At 37.7% G+C, this 24,315-nt stretch carries 24 protein-coding genes; all 24 read left to right on the forward strand.

What is annotated here, in order from left to right; translation table 11 throughout:
* Positions 1-302 precede the first annotated feature (302 nt).
* Positions 303-1,457: a hypothetical protein gene (locus tag AN490_RS03130; RefSeq protein ID WP_299999852.1), complete on the forward strand. Its 1,155-nt coding sequence runs from the start codon at positions 303-305 to the stop codon at positions 1,455-1,457.
* 69 nt (positions 1,458-1,526) lie between these two features.
* Entirely contained in the window at positions 1,527-2,858 is a 1,332-nt protein-coding gene (locus tag AN490_RS03135; protein ID WP_299999854.1) for a glycosyltransferase family 4 protein, read from the forward strand.
* Positions 2,859-2,901: 43 nt separating this feature from the next.
* The gene (locus AN490_RS03140) at positions 2,902-3,873 is read left to right on the forward strand and encodes a glycosyltransferase family A protein (RefSeq protein WP_299999856.1); all 972 of its coding nucleotides are present in this window, start codon (positions 2,902-2,904) and stop codon (positions 3,871-3,873) included.
* Between the two features lie 7 nt (positions 3,874-3,880).
* Positions 3,881-4,825: a glycosyltransferase family A protein gene (locus AN490_RS03145; protein WP_299999858.1), complete on the forward strand. Its 945-nt coding sequence runs from the start codon at positions 3,881-3,883 to the stop codon at positions 4,823-4,825.
* A gap of 53 nt (positions 4,826-4,878) precedes the next feature.
* Entirely contained in the window at positions 4,879-5,118 is a 240-nt protein-coding gene (locus AN490_RS03150; RefSeq protein WP_168695523.1) for an AbrB/MazE/SpoVT family DNA-binding domain-containing protein, read from the forward strand.
* Complete coding sequence (locus AN490_RS03155) at positions 5,112-5,456, forward strand: type II toxin-antitoxin system PemK/MazF family toxin (RefSeq protein ID WP_168695524.1); 345 nt, start codon at positions 5,112-5,114, stop codon at positions 5,454-5,456. The genes AN490_RS03150 and AN490_RS03155 overlap by 7 nt, the downstream gene beginning before the upstream one ends.
* Positions 5,457-5,736: 280 nt before the next feature.
* Positions 5,737-6,966 carry a glycosyltransferase gene (locus tag AN490_RS03160; RefSeq protein ID WP_299999862.1) on the forward strand — a complete coding sequence of 410 codons (1,230 nt, stop codon included), beginning with the start codon at positions 5,737-5,739 and terminating at the stop codon, positions 6,964-6,966.
* Between the two features lie 180 nt (positions 6,967-7,146).
* Positions 7,147-8,001, forward strand: a complete 855-nt coding sequence (locus AN490_RS03165) for a DUF2887 domain-containing protein (protein ID WP_213719034.1) — start codon at positions 7,147-7,149, stop codon at positions 7,999-8,001.
* 421 nt (positions 8,002-8,422) lie between these two features.
* Positions 8,423-9,166 (forward strand): Uma2 family endonuclease, encoded by a 744-nt coding sequence (locus AN490_RS03170; RefSeq protein ID WP_299999867.1) that lies wholly within the window; start codon positions 8,423-8,425, stop codon positions 9,164-9,166.
* Positions 9,167-9,332: 166 nt separating this feature from the next.
* Positions 9,333-9,671, forward strand: a complete 339-nt coding sequence (locus AN490_RS03175; RefSeq protein WP_299999868.1) for a DUF4351 domain-containing protein — start codon at positions 9,333-9,335, stop codon at positions 9,669-9,671.
* Positions 9,672-9,778: 107 nt separating this feature from the next.
* Positions 9,779-10,174, forward strand: a complete 396-nt coding sequence (locus tag AN490_RS03180) for an acyltransferase (RefSeq protein WP_299999870.1) — start codon at positions 9,779-9,781, stop codon at positions 10,172-10,174.
* A gap of 121 nt (positions 10,175-10,295) precedes the next feature.
* Positions 10,296-10,991: an FkbM family methyltransferase gene (locus tag AN490_RS03185; RefSeq protein WP_299999872.1), complete on the forward strand. Its 696-nt coding sequence runs from the start codon at positions 10,296-10,298 to the stop codon at positions 10,989-10,991.
* A 23-nt stretch (positions 10,992-11,014) separates the two neighbouring features.
* Complete coding sequence (locus AN490_RS03190; RefSeq protein ID WP_299999874.1) at positions 11,015-12,049, forward strand: glycosyltransferase; 1,035 nt, start codon at positions 11,015-11,017, stop codon at positions 12,047-12,049.
* Positions 12,050-12,080: 31 nt separating this feature from the next.
* Entirely contained in the window at positions 12,081-12,944 is an 864-nt protein-coding gene (locus AN490_RS03195) for an FkbM family methyltransferase (RefSeq protein WP_299999876.1), read from the forward strand.
* Positions 12,945-13,004: 60 nt separating this feature from the next.
* Complete coding sequence (locus AN490_RS03200; RefSeq protein ID WP_299999878.1) at positions 13,005-14,315, forward strand: hypothetical protein; 1,311 nt, start codon at positions 13,005-13,007, stop codon at positions 14,313-14,315.
* 233 nt (positions 14,316-14,548) lie between these two features.
* The gene (locus AN490_RS03205) at positions 14,549-15,907 is read left to right on the forward strand and encodes a hypothetical protein (protein WP_299999880.1); all 1,359 of its coding nucleotides are present in this window, start codon (positions 14,549-14,551) and stop codon (positions 15,905-15,907) included.
* Positions 15,908-15,934: 27 nt separating this feature from the next.
* Positions 15,935-17,113 (forward strand): glycosyltransferase family 4 protein, encoded by a 1,179-nt coding sequence (locus AN490_RS03210; RefSeq protein ID WP_299999882.1) that lies wholly within the window; start codon positions 15,935-15,937, stop codon positions 17,111-17,113.
* A gap of 5 nt (positions 17,114-17,118) precedes the next feature.
* Complete coding sequence (locus AN490_RS03215; protein WP_299999884.1) at positions 17,119-18,294, forward strand: glycosyltransferase; 1,176 nt, start codon at positions 17,119-17,121, stop codon at positions 18,292-18,294.
* A 15-nt stretch (positions 18,295-18,309) separates the two neighbouring features.
* Positions 18,310-20,094, forward strand: a complete 1,785-nt coding sequence (gene asnB / locus AN490_RS03220) for an asparagine synthase (glutamine-hydrolyzing) (protein WP_299999886.1) — start codon at positions 18,310-18,312, stop codon at positions 20,092-20,094.
* On the forward strand, positions 20,091-21,278 hold the full coding sequence (locus AN490_RS03225; RefSeq protein ID WP_299999888.1) for a glycosyltransferase: 1,188 nt from the start codon (positions 20,091-20,093) through the stop codon (positions 21,276-21,278). Before asnB ends, AN490_RS03225 begins: the two co-directional genes overlap by 4 nt.
* A gap of 24 nt (positions 21,279-21,302) precedes the next feature.
* A complete protein-coding gene (locus AN490_RS03230; RefSeq protein ID WP_299999890.1) occupies positions 21,303-22,112 on the forward strand; it encodes a Uma2 family endonuclease in 810 nt (269 codons plus the stop codon).
* Between the two features lie 33 nt (positions 22,113-22,145).
* Positions 22,146-22,289 (forward strand): hypothetical protein, encoded by a 144-nt coding sequence (locus tag AN490_RS03235; protein ID WP_299999893.1) that lies wholly within the window; start codon positions 22,146-22,148, stop codon positions 22,287-22,289.
* Positions 22,290-22,771: 482 nt separating this feature from the next.
* Entirely contained in the window at positions 22,772-23,554 is a 783-nt protein-coding gene (locus AN490_RS03240; protein WP_299999895.1) for a glycosyltransferase family 2 protein, read from the forward strand.
* Positions 23,555-23,733: 179 nt separating this feature from the next.
* Positions 23,734-24,309: a WcaF family extracellular polysaccharide biosynthesis acetyltransferase gene (locus AN490_RS03245; protein WP_299999897.1), complete on the forward strand. Its 576-nt coding sequence runs from the start codon at positions 23,734-23,736 to the stop codon at positions 24,307-24,309.
* The last annotated feature ends 6 nt before the right edge of the window (positions 24,310-24,315 follow it).

A 24,315-nucleotide genomic window follows, 5' to 3' on the forward strand; every position in this document is an offset into this window, starting at 1 on the left:
AATAAAGAAGATGTGAAAAAATTCGGATACCGTTTTCTGGAAATTGCTAGAAATAGTCAAAAGTAAAAATGAGTGAAAATTGTCGAGCGATCGCCCTTAAAGAATATACTTTAGAACTACAAGCAAAACGGTATATTGAACTATATCAACAGGTATTGGCATAAAATGTGTCTACGAGCGATCGCAGTTAAAAAAATATGGTTCTACCGCTCCCTTTATGGAGAAAATTGATATATTTACCTTTGAATAGCATCCTGTTTCTCAACTCACATAAGGCGTAATATGCTAAAGACTAATATCCTATGAATAATAATCACATTCTTTTCATTGGTGGATTTCCACCCAAGCAAGGTGTAGGCAGTCCAATAATTATTGATCGTCATTTAAAAAGACTGCCAAACACACATGAGATTTCTATAGTTGCACCAGAACAAACATTTATTAACATTGATTTTCCTGAAGCTTGGCGGCTAATCCGTATGCCAAAGAGAAGATGGTGGTGGTTGCCCTATCGTTACACAGTACCTCTGTTACAGAAAGTTAGATTTTGGTATTGGAGAACAGAATGTGAGAAAATTTTACGACATGAACGACCATCAGTAATCTTGACAGTATTACAGGATAAACACTCAGTATTTTCTGCTTATTTGTCAAAGTCTTGGCAAATTCCATTAATTACTATTCTGCATGATCAAGAAGAACTATGGGCTAAATCCGATAAAGAATATAATTGGATTAAAGAAAATTGGAAATTTGTTATTAATCAATCAACCAAAGTATTACCTGTATCAATAGAATTATCTAGAGTGTATTGTATTAACAATCCTAGCAAAGTTTTTAAATTAATGCCAATTCCTGAAGGTGGTTTTAAAGACTTCATTAAATGGAAAGATGAATTTAAAATCTCCCCAACTATAGCTTACGCAGGTAGTATATATCCGAGCCAAATTTCTTGCTTTAAAAAAATTGCTACGGTTATATCTAAGATCAATGGAAAATTTTTATTAGTCACAGATGCAAAGAAATCAGAGGTGTTAGAACTATTAAACAGCCATTCTAATATTGAACATCAAGAACCTTTTCCAGAAAATATAGATGTTATAAATTATCTAGCCAATAATGCTAGCTGTATAATAGTTTCATATCCTTTAGATTTGCATATACATCCTTGGGCTATCACCTGTTTCCCAAGCAAGCTTGTTGAATTTTGTCATTTAGGACTACCTATCTTGATTATTGCCCCAACCACCACATCTCTAGGTAAATGGAGCCTAGAACATAATTGGCTAAGCTATCTTAGCAATATGGATGACGACAAATTATTACTAACTTTATCTAATATGACAGAAAAGCAGAAATGGCTACAAATGGCAAGCCAGTCTATTACTGTTGCACAAAGTGAGTTTAATCCTGAATATATCCAAGCACAGTTTGAATCTGCGATTTCTATTGGATAAGTATTGATTAAGTTCGCTTTCTTGAAAATTTCGTGGGTTCTAAAAAATTGCAAAGTGCTATAAATATTAATGAAAATACTGTTCATCATTCCTGAATATCCGCCTCACTATGGTGGTGGAATTTCAACTTTCTATAGAGATATTCTTCCGGTAATTGCTAGTAAAGGGCATCAGGTTGATATTTTGGTAGGTAGTGCATTTACTTCAAAGTTACCTAGTTATGAGAAAGATGGAATCAAAGTTGATTGTTTGGATACAGATTTGGTTAACTCCTATCTGCATAAATTTAACCGTTACAAAGCTATTCCTGAATTTCAGCGACATCTGGCAGCAGCTTGGTCTGCTTGGGAACAAACTGATAGAGGTGCCGGGTATGATTTAGTTGAAGTGACTGATTGGGGTATGCTATTTGTTCCTTGGATCGCTTCATTAGACAGTCCACCTACGATTGTGCAGCTACATGGCAGCATCGGGCAGATAGATTTTCGTGATCCTCTGTTATATCTGCAAATGCAATCTAATTTGGTTCGGTTGATCGAAGTAGGCTTACTAGCAGTTGCAGATGAGCTACAGACAGATAGTCGAGCTAATGCTCAAGAATGGATGCAACTTACCCGGAGTGATGTTACTTATATTCCTCCTGCTTTAGAAATTTTATCTAATACTCATCCATCGGAACAGTCAATTAATGGGCTAGTTGTGGGTAGAATTCAGTATTGGAAAGGAGTAACTGTTCTTTGTGAAGCTTTAAGGCTAATGGGAGAAAATGCACCAACTATAGAATGGATTGGTCGAGATACAATTTATGGTGAATCAGCTACATCAATGTCCGATTATCTTGCCAAAACTTATCCAGATATTTGGGGTATTAAAGTAAAACCAATGGGAACTTTTTCACCCAAAGAAACTTTACAACGTCAAGCAATGGCAAAGTTTATCATTGTCCCATCGGTTTGGGATGTTTTTAACTACACATCCGTTGAAGGTATGGCTCAGGGTAAAGTTGTTGTATGTTCTCAGGGAGCCGGTGCTTCAGGTTTAATTACAAATGGGGTGAATGGACTAACCTTTATGGCAAACAATCCACAAAGTTTGGCTGAAAGTTTAGAAGCGGTACATGGTTGGAGTACAAAAAAACGAGAAGAGGTTGGTAGAGTGGCGCAAGAGATGGTACGCACAACTCTTGATCCTCATCATATTGTAGAACAGCGAATTGAGTCTTATAAAAGTTTAGTTGCACGGGGCAAAAATCCGACAAAGCCTAACCAATGGATTATTGATGCTGTCTCTCCTCAGAAAAAATTGGAAAACCCTCTAGCATTTCTCGATAATTTACCTTTGCGGGAGTTGGTAGATTATATGGTCAAACGAAGTATTAAAAAATTCCTAAAAAACAAATAATAGCTCATTTTTAGAGGTTCAATAAAATTGCGAGAAAAATGTCATGAGTTATCCTTCATTAGCACTGTGTATTCCCGCTTATAATGCTGCTAAGTATTTACCTCGTTTACTTGAATCTGCCATATCGCAACAAATCCCATTTGATGAAATTTTGGTTTATGACGATTGTAGTATTGATGAAACTGGGCAAGTTGCTGCTAAGTATGGAGCTAAAGTAGTTAGAGGCGATATTAACCGTGGATGTTCTTACGGCAAGAATGCATTAGCAGAAAAAACAAGTTGTGAATGGATACATTTCCATGATGCAGACGATCTACTAATGCCAAACTTTACAACACTTGCCCACCAGTGGATGGGACGACAGGATACTCCTGATACGGTTTTATTTGCCTTTGAATACCGAGATGGAGAGACAAATACACTTTATAGTATCGGAGCGTTTGACGATGAGGCTTTACAACGAGATCCTATTGCTTACACAATACTTCATCAAATTAATCCTTTCTGCGGACTGTATCGACGGGCAAAATTTTTAGAGGTTGAGGGCTACGATCTCGATCCTAATGTGCTTTATAATGAGGATGTTGCTTTTCATGTGAGGGCGGCTCGACGAGGTATGACATTTAGAGCCGAACCAACTGTCTCTATTATTAATTACCGATATTCAAACTCCATGTCTCAAGCTAACTTGAGCAAATGTATTGCCGCCCATGTCTGTGTGCTTGAAAAGGCAGCTTTAGAATCGCATTCGCAATACCATCAATTAATTGCAGAAAAACTCTGGACGGCGGCGGGGGTTGCAGGTTCTTATCTCGCTTGGGATGTTGCCGATAAAGCCGCAAATCTTGCAGTCAGGTTAGGTGGAGGAAAAGGTGCGGCTAATAATAGCTATTGGTTTAGAACATTTGCTTTGATTAATCCACCTCTAGCTTTGCGTGTTCGCGAGTTATTAATACGCTTTTTGCGCCCACAACTAAGACAGGAAAGTCAATATCAGCCTAACCGCAAAAATTAGAATTACGATGAACTCATCTTTAGTTTCTATTTTAATTCCAGCCTACAATGCTGCTCCATATATAGCAGAAACATTGGATTCGGCTCTGGCACAGACTTGGTACAATATAGAAATTATTGTTGTTGATGATGGTTCTAGAGATGATACTTTAGCGATCGCCAAAACCTACGAATCAAAGAGAGTCAAGGTAATTAGTCAAAAAAATAAAGGTGCTAGTACAGCTAGGAATAGAGCTTTAAAAGCAGCCCAAGGAGACTTTATTCAATACTTAGATGCTGATGATTTGCTTGCACCGGATAAAATTGAACGTCAGTTAAAGCTTTCAGAATTTGATCGTAACTCAGATTATGTGGCATCAGCAGAGTGGGCTAGATTTTTCCAAAACCCATCTGAAGCTGTATTTACCCCACAAACTTTATGGACAGATATGTCACCCATTGACTGGCTTATTGCTGCTTGGGAAAAGAATTTGATGATGCACCCTGCGGCTTGGCTTGTACCTCGAAATATTTCTGACTCCGCTGGTATGTGGAATGAGAACGTATCATTGAATGATGATGGTGAATACTTTTGTCGCGTTATTCTCGCTAGTCAAGGCGTTAAGTTTTGTACAGATGCTAAATCTTACTATCGGTCAGGTATTTCTGGCAGTTTAAGCGGTTCAAAATCTCGAAAGGCATGGGAATCTGCTTTTTTATCAGCAGAGTTATGTACAAATAATTTATTATCTGTTGAAAATAGCGATCGGACTCATTATGCTTGTGCTTGTTATTGGCAATATTTTGTTTTTATGGCATACCCACAAGCTCAAGATTTAATCCAAAATGCTGAAAAAAATGTTCGTTCTTTAGGAGGGTGTGACTTAAAACCGGAAGGAGGAATTATGTTTAAAGTTATGCGTGAGGTTTTGGGGTGGAAAATAGCAATCTATAGATATCGTTACAAAAAGTGAGCAAGCATTTAATTAGGATATACTATGTGTATCTTCAAGCTAAGATGCTAACTATGAAATCGCAAATTGGTCGCTGGGGTAATTCTTTAGCCTTGAGAATCCCAAAATATATTGCAGATGAGTTGGCTTTATCGATCAATGATGAAGTTGACTGCCGTATTGAGAAAGGGCAGCTTATAGTAAGGCTTGTTCAAAAGTTCCCAAAATACACACTCTCACAACTCCTTAGTCAAGAGTTAGAGCCTGAATCTGAGATTGACTGGGGCAAACCAATGGGTAATGAAGAATGGTAGATTACATTCCTTGTCATGGGGATTTTATCTGGCTAAACTTTGACCCACAATCTGGACACGAGCAGATGGGAAAACGCCCCGCACTAGTGTTGAGTCAAACCGAATTTAATAACTATCGCGGTTTTATATTTGTTTGTCCCATCAGTACAACTAAGCGCAAAAATCCTTTCTATGTCGAGATCCCAGATGGTCAAGCCGTAAAAGGTATAATAATGTGTGACCAATTGCGATCGCTAGACTTTCGTTCAAGAATTGCAGAATTTATTTCTACCTGTCCTGAAAATTTGTTAGCAGAAGTTCTTGGGCATATTTATCCTATCCTGTACAAAAGTAATTAGATATCAGGATTTATGGCATACCCACAAGCTAAAGATTTAATCCAAAAGGCTGAAAAGATGTTCGTTCTTTAGGAGGGTGTGACTTAAAACCGGAAGGAGGAATTATGTTTAAAGTTATGCGTGAGGTTTTGGGGTGGAAAATAGCAATATCGGTATAACCGAAAGTGATGCAAGTATTCAGCTAGAGAAACCAGATCCCCGACTTCTATCATTGATTTATTACTTATTGACATCATTGAAGAAGAAGTCGGGGATCTTACCTTCAAACAATTTGGTCAAAATGGCAAAAATCCTGATTCTAATTGGCGCTCATCTATGCACGGCTCCTCGTCCTCAAAAAGAAGCTGAAACATTGGCAAATGCTGGACATGATGTCACTATCGGTGGTTTTTGGTTTGATCCAGATTTAGTAGAACGCGATCGCCTATTGATGATTTATAAGAAATGGCAATTTCTGCCGATTATTGACTTTCAACCCCATCAAAAAATTAACAATTGGTCAGTTCGATGGCGATCGCGCATTGCCAAAGAAAAATTTCAGCGATTGGGAATTTTCTCACCCGAACTATTAGGTTATGGGGTAAAAGAAATGCTAAAAACAGCCCAGAACTTCAAAGCTGATTTAACTATTGTCCATGCGGAGGCAGGTCTCTGGGTCGGTAGTCAATTACTAGATGAAGGATTGAGGGTTGGGGTGGACTTTGAGGATTGGTTTTCTGAAGACCTTTTACCAGAAGCTCGTGCTGGTCGTCCTATTGAAAAACTAAAATCTTTAGAAAGTAGGCTAATTAATGAATGTAGCTATTGTATTACCACTTCCTATGTTATGGCTAAAGCCTTAGCTCAAGCCTACCAGTCTCAAGTTCCTACAGTAATTTACAATACATTTCCTTGGCAAGAGCGATCGCAGCTAGATGGCAAAATAGGCGATCGCCAAAACTTAGACTTACCATCAATTCATTGGTTTTCCCAAACTATTGGACAAGGTAGAGGTTTAGAAATTCTTTTTCAAGCATTGCCACATATTAATCAACCAATTGAAATCCATTTGCGCGGTAACTACCCTGAAAGTTCTCGTCAATGGTTAGAGCCACAAATTCCTCAAGAATGGCGCGATCGGCTATTTATTCATCCAACTGTTCCCAATCATGAATTACTGTCTCGAATATCTGAACACGATATTGGCTTGGCTTTAGAAATTCCTTACTGCCTTAATAAGCAGTTCACTACGAGCAACAAGATATTTCAATATTTACAAGCAGGACTAGCGGTAATAGCCACTAACACAGAAGGTCAAAGCGAGATATTAAATGAGTATCCTGAAGCTGGTAAAATAATTCCCAGTCATGATGCGATCGCCTTAGCATCAGCCATAAATAACTTGGTTAATGATCCTCAAAAATTAGCTGCCACTAAAAAAACTGCTTTGTTAGCTGCTCAAGATCAATTAAACTGGGAGAACCAAGAGAATACAATATTAAGATTAGCCGCAAAAGCAATTAGTAGATAAAAAACAGAATTTGGTTGTGTCTCTATGTCTATTAAAGGTTATTAAAGAAAAAATCAGACAATCCCTTGTTTTTCCATTAGCGAGGAATGCGACCTGCTTGCAGCAGCATAGAACTATACCAACAAGCCCGGCGATCGCTGCCCTTGGAGTAAGCATCGCTACTGAATATATAATGTGATTATGAAAACCGATAAACTCTTTTACCGACTATTTTTATCTCAACCAGGTTTAATTGCCGAGTTAATCCCAGAAATCCCCAAAGATTGCGAATTTACCTATAGTGCGCCCGGAGTCAAAGAGAAAGGATTTGAACTAGATGGACTATTAACACCTGTTGCCAAGGATCTTAGTTTACCTCTGGTATTTCTAGAAGCCCAGATGCAGGGAGATCCAAGATTTTATGGGCGGTATTTAGCAGAAATTTTTCTGTATTTATATCAATACAACGTCAAGCAACCTTGGTACGGATTATTAATTTTGCCCAATCGGAATGAAGAACTAGGCTCAGATATTCCCTACCAATCTTTGTTAAAGAGTCAAGTCAAACGACTCTATCTGGAAGATTTGTTACCGTTAAAGGATTTGAGTCCAAATTTGGCATTACTGAAGTTACTTGTTGTAGATGAACAAGATACAGCAACCTTGGCACAGGCAATTATTAATAGTGCGGAAACAGAGGCAGAATTTCGGCGACTCTTGGATTTAGTAGAAGCTATACTTGTTAATAAATTCCCACAACTTGGTACAAAGGAGATTTTGCAAATGCTAAACCTGAAAACAGTAGATGTAACCCAAACACGGTTTTATCAGGAAGTGTTTCAAGAAGGACAGCAAGAAGGACGACAAGAGGGACGACAAGAAGGGGAAGCAAATCTATTGCTTCGTCTTTTAACTAAGCGGTATGGTATGTTGTCTCCGTCCCAAGAGGAGCAAATAAGAAGTTTGGATGTAGAGCAGTTGGAGAGTTTGGGGGAAGCTTTGTTAGATTTTACAAACAAATCTGATTTAGATACATGGCTTTCAGGACAGTTGTAGGTCTAACAACTATACCAACAAGTCCGGCGATCGCTGCCCTTGGAGTAAGCATCGCAACTGAGTATATAATGTGATTATAAATAAGAAAATAAGATCCCCGACTTCTGAGAGAAGTCGGGGATCTGAAACTCCAGGGTAGCGGCAATTGAAATATACTTTGTTGATCTTGAAAGCGATCGCTAATTTATGAAATCTCAAATTGGTCGTTGTTTATTATAAAATAATTCAGGGGAAAAAATGAGCGAAAATTGTCGAGCGAACTGCTTGCAGCAGCGTTTCGCTATCGCCCTTGAAGAATATAGACTATTAATTTTTATTTAGTCCACGTAAGTAGACTTGATTTGTGTATTAGCGATTTATAATCGCCGATAGCGTAGCTGAACTCATAGATAATCATCCAAAGCATCAGGAGAACAAATCCATGGCAGCAATTACAGCCCGCGAACTAGAGTTGCAAATGCCCGATGCCAGTAAACTTTTAAGTGATGAACCAGAGATGGAAAGCTCCCTGCACTATATGCAACTGTTATTGCTAGTCACCTGCCTCGAATGGGCATGGCAAGAGCGGGATGATTTTTTCATTGGTGCAAACCTGACCATTTACTTCAGTCGCCAACAACTCAAAAATCGTGAGTTTCGAGGTCCAGATTTTTTCCTAGTCAAAAACACCACCAGAGAACCACGCAACTCATGGGTGGTCTGGGAAGAAGACGGACGTTATCCCGACCTGATTATTGAATTACTGTCCGACTCCACCGCCAATGTAGATCGCACCACCAAACTAGACTTATACGCAGAGAGATTTCATACCCCTGAATACTTTTATTTTTCACCCGAAACCTTAGAATTTGCAGGCTTTAGACTAGAGTTTAATAAATATCGCCCCATCACGCCCAACGCCCAAGGATGGCTATGGAGTGAAGCCCTGGGCTTTTTCCTGGGTATTCACAATGGCCAGTTGCGTTACTTCTCCTTAGAAGGCACTATCATCCCTACCCCCCAAGAAGCCGCCAAAGATGAAATACTCAAAGCCAACCAAGCAATTCAAATAGCAAAACAAGAATCTCAAAGGGCTGAACAAGAATCCCAAAGGGCTGAACAAGCTAATAGGGAGTTGTATGAATTAAAGCAAAAAATGCGATCGCTTGGTATTTCTCTTGACTAAGCCTTGATCAATAGACATCGCCAAAAAAAAGCCTTCACTCTATAAATAAAATAAGAAAATCAGATCCCCGACTTCTCTCAGAAGTCGGGGATCTGAAACTCCAGGGTGGCGGTAATTGAGATATACTTTGTTGATCTTGAAAGCGATCGCTAATTTATGAAATCTCATGTATGTTTTAGATATTCCTTTAATTCAACAAATCATGAGGTGGGATATGACAGTGTTAAGAGAATCACCGTGGTATGAAGAAATTCTTAAGGAAGGATTACAACAAGGGGAACAACAAGGATTGCAACAAGGATTGCAACAAGGATTACAACAAGGATTACAACAAGGGGAGTCCGTCCTTGTCTTGCGTCAACTCACTAAGAGGTTTGGGGAAATAGAATTTTCTATCACACAGAAAATCCAGAAGTTACCAACTACTAAGTTAGAAATTTTGGGAGAAAGTTTATTGGATTTTTCCCAGTTACAAGACCTGATACACTGGTTAGAAGTTCATTAAACTGCAAACAGGGAAATGCTCGCAGCAGCACTTCCCTATCGCTCTAATAATTAAACCTTTAGAATTTTATTAATTGCCCATATTGAATTACTTGTAATTAGATTTTTATGCCCTCATGGAATCCTCAATATAAAACCTTAGACCACTGGCGGGGCGTTGCAGCCTTATGGGTGATGATTTTTCATGGTTTTGGAACTGTGTACAATAAACCTCTTCACCCATTGGTTGAGCTAGTAAAATCAGTAGCAGCACCGGGTTGGTTAGCAGTACATCTTTTTTTTGTAATTAGTGGCTATTGTATCGCCGCTAATGTCTATAAATTAATCCTTAACAAAGGTAGCAGTTGGGATTTTTTGAAAAATAGATTCTGGCGGTTAATGCCCACTTATTGGCTGGCATTTATAGTCACTATAATCCTAAATTTAGTATCTTCTCCATTTAACAAAACTAACTTGTGGGAATCTTTTCCTTCCTCTCTCCAAGTTTCATATTTTATCAATTAGTTGAAAAGCCTTTAAATGGCTGGAGACATCAAATAACAGTAAACAAATAATGGAGTAATCTAAACCCATGAATTTAAGATGGTATGTCGGCAGCACATTGAACTCAGTTTTAAACGCCGTCTTGAGCAGTCAAGCATTTCCCCTAACTCGATATTTTCCGCGTAGTATAAGTGTTTTTTATGACATTCAAAGATTCTCGCAGAAAAAAGATTTAAAGGTCTTGCTTGACGTAGGTGCTAATGTAGGACAAACGGCAACGGGCTTAGTACAGTATTTTCCTAAATCACAAATCTACTGTTTTGAACCAGTGAGTACAAGTTTTAAAACTTTGTCTTCTAAGTTTTCCCATCGTGCAAATGTCCATTGTATTCAAAAAGGCATTGGCAGCGTTAATGGCTTTGCAAACATTGTTCTTCATCATGATTCTCAACTAAACACAATTATTGCTAACGGACCGCGTGAAGACAGCAAAATAGGTGAAGAAAAAATTATATTAGAGACTATTGATAGATTTTCAATCGCTGAGAATATTAGATATATTGATTTTCTTAAAATGGATGTGCAAGGTTGGGAAATGGAGGTGCTATTAGGTGCAGAAACTTTGCTGCGAGATAAACGTATCCACTTTATTTATACAGAGGTGGGATTTAGAAGAGGAGATCGCGATATGCAACACTTTAGTGAGATCAATGACTATTTGGAAAAACAAGGTTTTTGGCTTTGCGGCTTTTATGATCAATTTCGCTGGGGAGATAAAAAAGAATATCTAGGTTTTGCAAATGCTTTGTACATACAACCTGATTTTGTTAATGATTAAGTGATTCTATTTAACCCAATTTAATGAAAATATTACTCACTGCTGATCCTGAATTACCAGTACCGCCAAAACTCTATGGTGGTATTGAACGGATTGTTGATTTATTAGTTGCAGGGCTGCAAAATCGCGGTCATGAAGTGGCTCTTGTCGCTCATCCTGAATCAACATCATCTGTATCTAAATTGTTTCCTTGGCGAGGAATGCAATCGCAAAACAAGCTTGACACATTACAAAATATGATCACCCTATGGTCAGCAGTCAATTCATTTAAACCCGATGTTGTCCATAGCTTTTCGCGCATCTTCTATATGCTGCCAATTCTGCGATCGCCTTTACCCAAAATCATGTCGTATCAAAGGCGACCTAGCGATCGCACTGTCAAACTAGCCGCGCAAATTGCGGGTAAATCTTTCACTTTTACAGGTTGCAGTGATAGCATTTGCAAAATCGGGCGCAATGCAGGCGGAACTTGGCAAACAATTTATAACTGTGTTGAACCGGAGAAATACACATTTCAAGAGAAAATTGATGCGGATGCACCTTTAGTTTTTTTGAGTCGGATTGAGCGGATTAAAGGAGCGCATACAGCAATTGCGATCGCCAAAAAATGCGATAAAAAATTAATCATTGCAGGTAACTATAGCAAAACAGGCGAAGAGGGAAAGTATTGGCGAGAAGAAATAGAGCCACAGCTAGGAAAAAATAATATTGAATACATAGGAACAGTTAATGATGAGCAGAAAAATAATTTATTAGGTCAGGCCTCAGCTATGCTTGTTCCTATAGAATGGGATGAGCCTTTTGGCATTGTTTTTGCTGAAGCTTTAGCCTGTGGTACTCCCGTAATTTCTTGTCCAAGAGGATCATTGCCGGAAATTGTGCGAGAAGGAGTTGATGGTTATTTGATCACTTCCATTGATGACGCAGTTAATAAGGTGCATCAGTTAGATCAGATTGATCGCCATGATTGTCGTCAACGAGCGATAGAATGTTTTTCTAGCGATCGCATAGTTGAACAATATGAATTACTCTATAACAAGCGACTGAAAAATATTTGATTCTTTTGTAATAGTAATAAAAATTAAATTTGTGATTACTTCATTTTTGAGAACTTGGCGTTTTATTCTTAATCATCCACTGGCATCGCGAAACTTACCAGAAGCAATTAAGCTTTGGTTTAAATGGCAAGTTGGATCTCGCATTTTAAAGATGCCAGTAGTTGTTCCTTTTGTCGGAGATTCTCAATTAGTAGCTGAGTTAGGAATGACTGGTGCGACAGGTAATATTTACACTGGATTGCATGAATTTACAGATATGGCTTTTTGTTTACATTTATTGCGAGTAGGTGATCTTTTTGTTGATGTAGGAGCAAATATCGGTTCATATACAGTACTTTCATCAAAAGTAGTTGGAGCTAATAGTTTAGCGATCGAACCAGTGCCAACGACCTATAAACGCTTACGACGTAACATAGACCTCAACGATATATCATCCTTAGTAGATAGCCGTTGTTGTGCCGCAGGAAAAAATCATGGCTCAATAAAATTTTCTTCGGATATGGATACAACAAACCAAGTTGTCGGTGCTGATTATAAGGGAAATTCAATTGAAGTTCCGGTTGAATCGCTCGATTATATACTTGAAAAATTGCAGCCAACATTAATTAAAATTGATGTAGAGGGATTTGAACCAGAGGTAATAGAGGGATCGCGCAAAATTTTAACGTCTGATTGTTTACTTGCTGTTCTATTAGAAACAGTTGATCCTTCAATTGAGAAGACCCTTCGAGAATCTGGCTTTCAACCTGGTAATTACGACCCATTTAAGAGAGAATTAAAGACCTCAGCACATAATCATTTAAGTAATAACTATTTATGGATTCGGAATTTATCTAAAGTTGAAGATAGGTGTAAAACTGCTCCCCAATATCAAGTATTAGGAGTTGATTTTTGACGTTCTTATCTGACTTTTTTTAGTTTTGTATTAGCTATTTCTATAGTTGTAAGTAATTAAATGAATCATCGAGTTCTTATTGTTAGCCCCCATTTCCCACCAATTAACGCCGCTGATCATCAGCGCATTAGAATGGCACTGCCATACTTTGAAGAATTTAGATGGGATGTAACTGTTCTATGTATCGAACCAGATTTTATCGAAGGAATATATGATCCCAACCTAAATTTGACGGTTCCAGCAAACATTGAAATTATTCGATCATCAGCTATTTCTCCGAAAATATCTAGAAAATTAAAGCTTGGGAATTTAGCTTTTAGATCCATACCTTTTTTGATAAAAGCAACAGCTAAATATTTTGAAAAAAATTATTTTGATTTAGTTTATTTCTCAAATACAGTTTTTTTGACCATGCCCCTTGGTCGCTACTGGCTAGAGAAATATAAAATTCCTTATATTTTAGACTTTCAAGATCCTTGGTTAAGTGATTATTATGATCGCACTCAAAACACTCCCCCTGGTGGCAAACTAAAATATGCAGTCGCCCAGTCTTTTGCTAAGATTTTAGAACCCTTTACCTTGGCTAAAGCCTGCCATATAACCAGTGTTTCGCCAGAATATCCCAAAGTATTAATGCAGCGATATTCCTGGCTCAAAGCAGAGCAGTTTTCTGTTCTCCCCTTCGGCGCTCCTGAGAAAGATTTTGAGATCCTACCTAAACTGAATATCCAACAGAAAATATTTGATCCCCATGATGGTTATCAACATTGGGTTTATGTGGGTAGAGGTGGTGAAGATATGGCTTTGAGCCTGAAAGTCCTTTTCTTAGCAATTCAAAAACATCGTCAGCACAATCCCGAAATTTGGCAAAAAATTAAAATTCATTTTGTTGGCACGAAATATTCAATTTTTGACAACAATAAGGAAATAGAGGCGATCGCCAAATCCTATAATTTAGAAGATATAATCACTGAATATCCACAACGTATCCCTTACTTTGAAGCCTTGCAAGTTTTAAAAGATAGTCATGCCATTTTAATAATTGGTTCTGATGATCCCAGTTATTCTGCATCTAAAGTCTATCCATGTATCCTCGCCCAGAAGCCCATTTTAGCAATTTTGCACGAACAGAGTTTTGTCGTTAACGTAATTAAAGAATGTCAAGCGGGATATACCGTAACTTTTACTAATTTAACCAATATAGAAATTTATGATACCCTTAGACAAGGAATAGAATGGTTACTTAATTCTCTAGTCTACGGACTTTCAGAAACAACAGATTGGCAAGCATTTGAGCCTTATACCGCTAGACAAATGACCCGAACTTTGTGTAAAATTTTTGATCAGTCAGCTAATCCAAAATCAAAGTAAAACCTAAAATATGCAAAAAAAATTGTGATTTATGCAAAACTGAACTAGAACTTTCTGGGTATGAACTCGGTAACATCGAAACCTATATTTTTACAAAAGCTATAAATTAAATTTTGTAATGCAAGCCCTACGTAAAAAAAATAATGTCACATTACTCTCTAAACAATAGACCTTTGCTAAGTCTAAAATCAGATAAAATATCTGTAAGTAAAATACTTTGGGTAATTTGCCTTGTGCTGGCTTTTATTGGGCTAACGACACCTAATCCCCTGGAAACATCTTTAGGATGTCTAATCTGGCCAGTCCTGTTTTCATTGCTTTGGCGACCTGGTGAACCACCTGCATTATTATTTGCAGCCAGCTTTCAAATGATTCAGATAATTGTCCCTGTCATTAATGCTAATTTAGCAGGAGAAACCCTAGAGCAGAATTTTGGTCAAGAACTAAGTTTAGCATTTTATTTAGGTATCCTATCTATCCTAGCACTCGCCTATGGTATGAAGCTGGCTGTTGGCAATTCTCCTGTAATTAGCTTAATAGATCAAGAAAAAAGTGGATCAGAATTAAAATTTTCTAGGTTAGCAATAGCATATTTAGGGACATTCGTACTTTCTTCATTAATGACTGCTCTAGCATTTGGAGATCCTGCTTTTACACAACTTTTGATATCTTTGGCATCTTTGCGCTGGTTGGTTATTTTTTTGATTGTCTGGAATGGATTTCGTGATCCTAAATTTAGCTTATTATCTTTAATCATTGTTATTTGGGAAATTATCATTGGGATGACTGGTTTTTTTGGCGGATTTAGGCAAATTATTTTTCTATTGTTGGTTGTATATGGGGCGACTAGTCTGAAAGTTAAGCAATTACTACGCCCCCAAGTTTTAATATTGATGGTGCTATTACTGTTATTAGCAACTTACTGGCAAAGTGTCAAGGGAGATTATCGTAACTATGTTAACGGAGGAACTCAAACTCAAACCGTGACGGTTTCTTTGGCTGATAGATTAAATTATCATACTAATTCTGCCAGTAACATCAACGAGAAAGCGCTTGGAGACGGATTTAATGCCTTATTATCTCGTTTGGGATACCTTAAATTTTTCGCTGGTACCATTAGAACTGTACCTAATGCTGTTCCTTATCAAAATGGCAAACTATGGTCGGAAGCAATATCTGCTTTAATTCCCCGTGCTTTTTTTCCTGATAAGCCGATATTTGACGATTCCAAACGCACAAATGAATTTTCGGGTATTGAAGCGGCTGGGGCTGACAAAGGTACTTCGATTAGTATTGGCTATGTGGGTGAGAGTTACATTGATTTTGGCGTTCCATTCATGTTTGCACCAATTTTTGCCCTAGGCTGTTTTTGGGGTTGGCTTTACCGATTTATAACTAATGTAGGATCAATTCCTTTGCTAGGATTAGCAGGAGCAACGACTATTTTATTGAACTCAGCAGTTTTTTTTGAGTCTTCTAATGTTAAAATATTTCCTGCAGGAGTAATTTTATTATTAGTTTATTCTATGGTTCTTCGTCTTTTTGGAAAAAACATTTGGTTATGGCTGACGTGTAAATCTAAGTTGAATTAACTTTGCTGAGGTAGTTAAAATTAGTCAATGACAAATTTAGCAATTATTGCATCTCATCCAATTCAGTATTACGCGCCACTTTTTCGGTCTCTGGCTGAAGACTGTGGTTTTAATATTAAAGTATTCTATTTATGGGATTTTGGCATTACAAATCAGATTGATCCAGGATTTAAGCAATCATTAAAATGGGATATTCCATTACTAGATGGCTATAACTTTGAATTTGTGCCTAACATTAGTAAAGATTGCGGCACTCATCATATCTTTGGCTTGCAAAATCCCAGCCTGAATCAGCAAGTTTTAGCATTTAAACCAGATGCTATATTCCTAACAGTATCCTATAACTACGCAAGTATTTATAGGTTTCTTTGGCAGATGAGAAATATCAATATTCCCATGATATTTCGTGGTGATTCCCATCGAATTCAGGCAAAAAATGATTTTAAAAGTCAGCTAAAAAAGCTATTTATTAGCAAAATTTTCCAAAATTTTGCTGCTTGTCTATATGTTGGTAAAGCTAATTATGAATACTTTAAATATCATGCTGTCTTAGAGAGTAAATTATTTTTCGCTCCCCATGCTATTGATAATAACCGGTTTTCTGCCATGACTAATGAGGCATCTAGTCAAGCAAAAAATTGGAAACACGAATTAGGTATCCCTCCCCAAAATCAGGTGATCCTTTTTGCTGGCAAATTTGAACATAAGAAGCGTCCTTTGGATTTAATTCAGGCTTTTATTAATGCACAATTAAAATCAGTGTCTCTGCTATTAGTTGGGGCGGGAAATTTAGACTCAGAAATGCGAGATTTGTCTAAGCATAATGATCAAATTTACTTTGCTCCATTTCAAAACCAATCGCTAATGCCGCGTACTTATGCTAGTTGTGATGTCTTTGTTTTGCCTAGCTATGGTAGTGGTGAAACATGGGGGTTAGCAATTAATGAAGCGATGTGTATGGGATGTCCTGTAATTGTTAGCAGTCATGTTGGTTGTGCGGCTGATTTAGTTAAACCCATGCAGAATGGCTTGATTTTTGATGCAGGAAATGTAGAGGCTCTTACTGCTAGTCTTAAAGAGGCTATGGCTGATAGCGATCGCTTGAAACGATGGGGAGAAGAAAGTAAAATCATTGTCAGAGACAATTGTTATGATAGAATAATCCTATGCTTAAAGCAAGCTTTGGCAGCGATATGTAATCAATAAGGCCCATGAATAAGAATAAAAATAAGAATAAGAATAAGAATAATATTCATCTCTGGTTTCCCAACATATTTGAATTTACAGGTGGTATTCAAACATACTCTACTTTTTTATTTCAAGCCCTTCAAAATATCTACCCTGATGCTAACTATGATATGCTTATCAAGCATGACAAACATTCGTCATCGGATTTTTCTAGCATAGCCCCCACTAAGTTTCATTTTTGTGGATCTACACCATTAGCACTGAGAACACCTACATTTGCAGCCCAGCTAATTGCGTGGGGATTCTGGAAACGCCCAAATTTAATCATTTCCAGCCACCTGAATTTCATTGTTGCAGGCTACTTACTAAAACGGTTTATGAATATCCCTTATTGGACCGTTGCTCATGGTATCGAAGCCTGGAATATCAAAAAACCAGTTTTGCAAATGGCTTTACATCATGCAGATCTGATTCTAGCAGTTAGTGGATATACACGCAATCGCCTCATCAGAGAACAAAATCTTGATCCCAATAAAATTGTTATATTACCAAACACTTTTGATGCCAATCGCTTTCAAATAGCCCCAAAACCTGCTTACTTACTAGAAAAATATGGACTCAAGCCGGAACAACCGGTGATATTAACTGTAGCTCGACTTGCAGAAGTTGAACGCTACAAGGGTTATGACCAAGTTATCCAAGCGCTTCCGCAAATTCGTCAGCAAATTCCCGATGTTCACTATGTTATTGTTGGTAAAGGAAATGATCAGGCTAGAATTAATGAATTAATTACCCAACTTGGATTACAAGATTGCGTTACATTAGCTGGATTTATTCCTGATGAACAACTGTGTGATTACTACAATCTCTGTGATGTTTTTGCTATGCCGAGTAAAAGAGAAGGATTTGGTATTGTTTACTTAGAAGCCTTAGCTTGTGGTAAACCCGTGCTAGGAGGTAATCAAGATGGTGCTATAGACGCGCTTTGTCATGGTCATTTAGGGTCGCTTGTGAATCCTGATGATGTGGGGGAAATTGCTGACACCATAATTCAAATACTACAGGGTAGATATCCTAACCCTTTGATGTACCAACCAGAATTACTGCGCGAAAAAGTGATTAATACTTTTGGTTTTGAACAGTTCCAAAATACTCTAGCCAGCTATTTGCATCACTACTCCCGCTTTAACGTAGACTAAGGGATATATATATATATGTGCGGTATTTCCGGAATTATTAGACTTAATCCCCATGATAATCACGTGGAGAAAAAGATTAAGCGAATGCAGACTGCATTGCAACATCGTGGTCCTGATGATGCGGGTATTTGTATTTCAACTGATCAACAAGCAGCTTTAGCTCACACTCGACTTTCCATTCTCGATCTTAGCCCCGCTGGACATCAGCCTATGTCTACTAGTGACGGGCGATATTCAATTACTTTCAACGGGGAAATATATAACTTTCAACAACTGCGACAAAACCTAATTGACCAAGGTGAAAAATTTCATTCCCAAACAGATACAGAAGTAATTCTTAAACTCTATCAAAGAATCGGTGCTGATTGTATCCATCATTTACGGGGAATGTTTGCTTTTGCTATTTGGGATGATTGGGAAAAAACTTGTTTTTTAGCTCGTGATCCTTTAGGAATTAAACCACTTTATTACTGGCAATCTCGTACAACTTTAGTATTTGCTTCTGAACTCAGAGCTGTTCTCGCATCTGGTTTACCTGGGGTTAATCTCAGTCCAGAAGGATTATATGGTTATCTAACTACTGGTTCAGTTCCCGAACCATACACTTTAATTGCTGATATTCATTGTTTAGCTGCTGGTCATTGGCTATATTGGCAAAATGGAAATATTACCAAAAAACAATATTGGCAAATTAATTTTACTCCTGAAGAAATTTCCCCACCAGAAGCGCGGGAAATAGTCCGGACGGCTTTAGTAGATTCCATTCAGCATCATTTTATTAGTGATGTACCTGTAGGAATTTTTCTCAGTGGTGGTATTGACTCTACAACTATTCTTGCTTTAGCAACCCAAACCCAACAATCGCAATTATCTACCTACTCCATAACTTTTGCTGAATCGGAATATAATGAAGGAGAATTAGCCCAAAAAGTCGCTAATCACTTTGGGGCAAAACATACAGAATATCAAGTTACAGCCTCCTTTGCTAAAGATATATTCCCCAATTTCCTCACCGCAATTGATCAACCCAGTATTGATGGCTTTAATACATTTTGTGTATCTAAGGTTGCCCATGATCAGGGCATGAAGGTAGTATTATCCGGTTTAGGTGGAGATGAAATATTTGGTGGATACCAGTCTTTCCAAAAAGTGCCTCAGATGGTTTCATTTAGTAAAAATACAAAATTCTTACCTTGGCTTCGCACGGGTTTCGGTGTAGGCTTGGCACATTGGGGAACTTTACCAAAAATGAAACGATTCGGTGATTTTTTAAGTCATCCTCCTACTTTTGCCTCTGCTTATGGTAGTTTTCGAGGTGTTTTTTCTCATCAAGAAGCTTTGACAATTGTTCAACATCTATTGGGAGAAAGTTTGATTTATCAACAGCAATTAGACAGTAATCATAATACTCCAGAAGATGAAGTCAGCTTTTTAGAATTAAGCCGCTATATGCGTAATCAATTACTGCGAGATAGTGATGTGATGAGCATGAATTGGGGTTTAGAATTGCGTGTTCCTTTTGTAGATCAAGCTTTACTAGAAGCTGTTGCACCAATCCCTAGTAATATTCGTTTACAAGAGGGGAAAAAACTTTTAACACAAGCAATTACAGAAATACCTGATTGGGTAGTAAATAAACCTAAGAAAGGCTTTTCTTTCCCTTTTGAAAGTTGGATGGATAGTGAATTTGGTGATTATTTCCAAAACTCAAATATACCCCTAAATATACCTCTCTCTTCCTGGTATCGTCGTTGGAGTTTAGCAATATTTAAACATTGGTGGGAGTCGGTTAGATCATGAAAGTTCTCCATGTAATTCCTTCCGTCAGTCCTGTGCGTGGTGGTCCGAGTCAAGCCATTATACAAATGGTGAAAGCTTTAAGAAAAAATGACATTAATGCAGAAATTATCACTACTAATGATAATGGTGAAGATTTATTAGATGTACCTTTCGGAAAATTTATAGATTATCAACAAGTTCCTATCCAGTTCTTTCCCCGGTTTTCTCCTCCTATTAATGCAGTTAGAGAATTTGCTTATTCAGCAGATTTTACCATTTGGTTATGGAAAAATATCCGCAATTACGACTTATTGCATATTCATGCTATTTTTTCTTATAGTTCTACTATAGCAATGGCGATCGCCCGACTGCAAACAGTTCCCTATATTGTTCGTCCTCTAGGACAACTGTGTACATGGTCTTTACAGCAAAGTGCCAGAAAAAAGCAAATATATCTCAGAATTATCGAAAAATCTAATCTTAATCATAGTCAATCAATTCATTTTACTTCCGCATTAGAACAGCAAGAAGCTTCGCTATTAAATTTGACCTCCCCAAGTTTTATTCTTCCTCATGGACTTTCCATTCCACCCATAATTCCTAATGCTTATCAACGTCTGCGACAACACTTTAATTTACCAGCAGATGAACCAATTATTTTATTTTTATCTCGCTTACATCCCAAAAAAGGGTTAGATTACTTAATTCCAGCATTAGGAAAATTATCTCATTACCGTTTTACATTCATTTTAGCAGGTAGCGGTGATCCTGATTATGAAAATGAAATTAAATCACTTTTAGTCTCTGAGGGAATTCAGAATCGTACCCATTTGACTGGATTTATCAAAGGAGAAATCAAGGATTTATTAATGCAAGGAGCAGACTTATTTGCTCTGACTTCCTATTCAGAAAACTTTGGTATATCAGTTTTAGAATCCCTAGCTGCGGGTACTCCAGTTATAATTACACCTGGTGTTGCTTTATCTGATATTGTTGATCAACAGCAAATTGGCTCTGTTGCAGAACTTGATGTGAATGAAATTTCTGCTGCTATTCAACATTTCCTAGATAATCCTCAGGAAGCAAAAAAAATGGGCGATTGCGCTCGGCAGTTTATATTGGATAATTATACATGGGATAAAATAGCATTAAAAATGGTTTCAGTGTATGAAGATATAATTTTTAGATCCCCGACTTCTTGTTAAGATGAAACACAGGAGATAGTCATCATGTATCAAAGTGAAGCACCTTCGCACAAAAACCTGCCCACCATGTATGATTTACCCAGCGAGGATATTGATGAATTAGACTCCACAATTCATCCCCGTCCACCCTGGGAAACCATGCCCACGATGTATGATTTACCTAGTGAAAATCCAGAGGAGCCAGGGTTGCCAGACGAATTTCATGACTTTCAACCGCAATTATTACGGGAAACCTGTCAATCTCCCGTTTATCCCCAAGAGGAAATGTTCATTGGTACAGATTTAAACTTATACTATGATCCTCGCCATTATTCATGGTATAAAAGACCAGATTGGTTTTTAGTGTTAGGAGTGCCTGCTTCTGAAAAACAGGAGGATATGCGCTGGAGTTATGTGATTTGGCAAGAAGGATTATCTCCATTTTTAATAGTAGAATTATTATCACCAGGTACGGAAGCAGAAGATTTAGGACAAACATTAAGAAGCGCGAATAAACCGCCGACAAAATGGCAAGCTTATGAACAGTATTTGCGATCGCCATATTATGTTATTTTCGATAGATATGAAAATCGTCTACGAGTATTTCAACTATTTGGGACAAAATATCAAGCAGTGGAACTGTTAGAACCAAAATTCTGGTTTCCTGAGTTGGAATTAGGAGTAGGAGTTTGGGCAGGAAAATATCAAGGTACAGAAGGTTTGTGGCTACGTTGGTATAATCAAGATGGTGATTGGATTCCTACTTTTGCCGAAAGAGCAGAACAGGAGAAACAACGGGCAGACAAATTAGCTGAAAAATTGCGGGCTTTGGGAGTCAATTTAGATGAGATCTAAATAAAATTAACTGAAAAAAGCATTTCCGCAGGTATGCCAAAAGCGGAAAATTGGCATGAACAACTATTGTTACAAATGGCAGAAATTGGTGGAGAAAATCGTCCTCCTTTATGGCAAGGTTCACTATTTTTACAATTAAATGATTATCGCAAATTTAGACACTTAGAGGTTGTTTGAAAAGTATTATATCAAATCGGTAATCTCCAAAAACCTAACCCCCCTACCCCCCTTCCCTGCAAGGGAATGGGGGTTTTAAAGCCTCTCCCCTGCAAGGGGAGAGGTTTGGAGAGGGGTCAGTCTATACATTCAAAACTTTTCAAACACCCTCTTAGCACGTCATAATTATAATCTGCAACTGCGAAAAGAAAGAGTATTAGAAATAGCCAAGCAAACAGAAATAATTGTAGCAAAAATCCTAGCAGCGATCGCTATTTTTAATCAATGGTTAGAATCTCCAGTAAAAGACTTGTAAGTTACCAAATAATCTATTCAAACAAATGACTAACACACCTAACCAATACGAATATTCTTATCAAAATAGTCAACCTGGACAGTACAAATATCAAGTTTAAGTTTGCGGGTAGATTTCCCTATCTTTGGAAAACTATGTTGTGTTCTAGTACCATTGTCTAATCACAAGAATTTATTTGAATATCCTAATGTTAGAAGAAATTACTCCCCTCATCCTTACCTATAACGAAGAAAATAATATTAACCGTACCCTGGAAAAACTTAAATGGGCAAGTAAAATCATTGTTATTGACAGTTATAGCACAGATAAAACATTAGAAATTTTGTCTTCCTACCCTCAAGTACAAGTATTTTCCAGAAAATTTGACACTCATGCTACTCAGTGGAACTATGGATTAGAAAAAGTTGCAACTGAGTGGGTTTTATCCTTAGATGCAGATTATATTGTCACTGATGCACTAATAAATGAAATAAAAAATCTATCTCCCAATTCCAGCATTGATGGCTATTTTGCTAAATTCAAATATTGTGTATTTGGTAAACCTTTACGGGGTACTATACTCCCTCCCCGTCAAATTCTTTTCCGTAAAGACAAAGCAATATATATTGATGACGGACATACTCAACTTTTAGAGAATAAAGGTAAATCTAGTCAACTATCAGCATACATCCACCACGACGATCGCAAGCCATTGAGTCGTTGGTTATGGGCGCAAGATCGTTATATGGTAATTGAAAGTAAAAAACTTCTAGAAACACCAGAGCATGAACTTAGTATAGGCGATCGCATCCGCAAACGCAAAATCCTCGCACCTTTAATCATCTTCATCTATTGTCTCATCCTCAAAGGCGGTATTCTCGACGGTTGGCATGGATGGTACTATACATTTCAGCGAGTATTGGCAGAAATATTGCTGAGTATACATATAATAGAAGCAGAGAAAATAGATATTGAGCGAACCCAAAAATAAAAAACCACCAAACCCGACGGTAATATGACAACCCAAATCATCCCTAAGCCAGAGATACTACTCAATAAGATTCAAGCAAGAGAATCAATTGTTCGTATTCTCCGCAATAGTGTTCCCTGTTTTGGATTGTCTCAGGTCTTACTGGAGCCAGCTTTAACCCAGTTTTCGCCCCCCATTTTATGCGTTTAGATAATTATACAGTCGGCAGCTACACACCCGGAGCGACATATAGTCAACAACTTCTATGGTACTTCATTGGCTCACCATTAGTTGAAAGTTATTGGCTACCTATCTCATCTATAAAAGTTTCGATACTGAGGCTTTTTGGAGCTAGTATCGGCAAGGGTGTGAATATCAAGCCTGGAGTCCGCATTAAGTTTCCCTGGCGCTTGACCATTGGTAATCATGTTTGGATTGGAGAAAATACCTGGATTGACAATCTAGCAACCGTAGTCATCGAAAATCATGTGTGTTTATCCCAAGGCGTTTATCTGTGTACTGGTAATCATGACTGGAATCACCCCAATTTTCAACTGATTCCTGCCCCCATTCATATCCAAGAAGGTAGTTGGATAGCAGCGAAATCAGTCATTGGGCCTGGTGTCACCATTGGTAGGGGAGCAGTTTTAGTATTAGGTAGTGTCACAGGAAGATCCTTAGAGGCCAACATCATCTATTCAGGAAATCCGGCTCAACCAATCAAAAAAAGGACAGAATGCGAAGATGTTGTGTCTCGCACTGCCAAAAATGAATAGTTGCAA

Origin of the sequence: Anabaena sp. AL09 (genome assembly GCF_001672255.1) — a bacterium.
Classification (GTDB): Bacteria; Cyanobacteriota; Cyanobacteriia; order Cyanobacteriales; family Nostocaceae; genus Dolichospermum; species Dolichospermum lemmermannii.

Excerpts from the sequence above, each read along its gene's own strand:
- AN490_RS03155 (WP_168695524.1), top strand. The coding sequence starts at position 5,112 with ATGGTAGATTACATTCCTTGTCATGGGGATTTTATCTGGCTAAACTTT.
- AN490_RS03130 (WP_299999852.1), top strand. The coding sequence starts at position 303 with ATGAATAATAATCACATTCTTTTCATTGGTGGATTTCCACCCAAGCAA.
- AN490_RS03165 (WP_213719034.1), top strand. The coding sequence starts at position 7,147 with ATGAAAACCGATAAACTCTTTTACCGACTATTTTTATCTCAACCAGGT.
- AN490_RS03245 (WP_299999897.1), top strand. The coding sequence starts at position 23,734 with ATGCGTTTAGATAATTATACAGTCGGCAGCTACACACCCGGAGCGACA.
- AN490_RS03175 (WP_299999868.1), top strand. The coding sequence starts at position 9,333 with ATGTATGTTTTAGATATTCCTTTAATTCAACAAATCATGAGGTGGGAT.
- AN490_RS03180 (WP_299999870.1), top strand. The coding sequence starts at position 9,779 with ATGCCCTCATGGAATCCTCAATATAAAACCTTAGACCACTGGCGGGGC.
- asnB (WP_299999886.1), top strand. The coding sequence starts at position 18,310 with ATGTGCGGTATTTCCGGAATTATTAGACTTAATCCCCATGATAATCAC.
- AN490_RS03240 (WP_299999895.1), top strand. The coding sequence starts at position 22,772 with ATGTTAGAAGAAATTACTCCCCTCATCCTTACCTATAACGAAGAAAAT.
- AN490_RS03145 (WP_299999858.1), top strand. The coding sequence starts at position 3,881 with ATGAACTCATCTTTAGTTTCTATTTTAATTCCAGCCTACAATGCTGCT.
- AN490_RS03230 (WP_299999890.1), top strand. The coding sequence starts at position 21,303 with ATGTATCAAAGTGAAGCACCTTCGCACAAAAACCTGCCCACCATGTAT.
- AN490_RS03190 (WP_299999874.1), top strand. The coding sequence starts at position 11,015 with ATGAAAATATTACTCACTGCTGATCCTGAATTACCAGTACCGCCAAAA.
- AN490_RS03235 (WP_299999893.1), top strand. The coding sequence starts at position 22,146 with ATGCCAAAAGCGGAAAATTGGCATGAACAACTATTGTTACAAATGGCA.
- AN490_RS03160 (WP_299999862.1), top strand. The coding sequence starts at position 5,737 with ATGGCAAAAATCCTGATTCTAATTGGCGCTCATCTATGCACGGCTCCT.
- AN490_RS03210 (WP_299999882.1), top strand. The coding sequence starts at position 15,935 with ATGACAAATTTAGCAATTATTGCATCTCATCCAATTCAGTATTACGCG.
- AN490_RS03215 (WP_299999884.1), top strand. The coding sequence starts at position 17,119 with ATGAATAAGAATAAAAATAAGAATAAGAATAAGAATAATATTCATCTC.
- AN490_RS03150 (WP_168695523.1), top strand. The coding sequence starts at position 4,879 with ATGAAATCGCAAATTGGTCGCTGGGGTAATTCTTTAGCCTTGAGAATC.
- AN490_RS03170 (WP_299999867.1), top strand. The coding sequence starts at position 8,423 with ATGGCAGCAATTACAGCCCGCGAACTAGAGTTGCAAATGCCCGATGCC.
- AN490_RS03225 (WP_299999888.1), top strand. The coding sequence starts at position 20,091 with ATGAAAGTTCTCCATGTAATTCCTTCCGTCAGTCCTGTGCGTGGTGGT.
- AN490_RS03135 (WP_299999854.1), top strand. The coding sequence starts at position 1,527 with ATGAAAATACTGTTCATCATTCCTGAATATCCGCCTCACTATGGTGGT.
- AN490_RS03200 (WP_299999878.1), top strand. The coding sequence starts at position 13,005 with ATGAATCATCGAGTTCTTATTGTTAGCCCCCATTTCCCACCAATTAAC.
- AN490_RS03140 (WP_299999856.1), top strand. The coding sequence starts at position 2,902 with ATGAGTTATCCTTCATTAGCACTGTGTATTCCCGCTTATAATGCTGCT.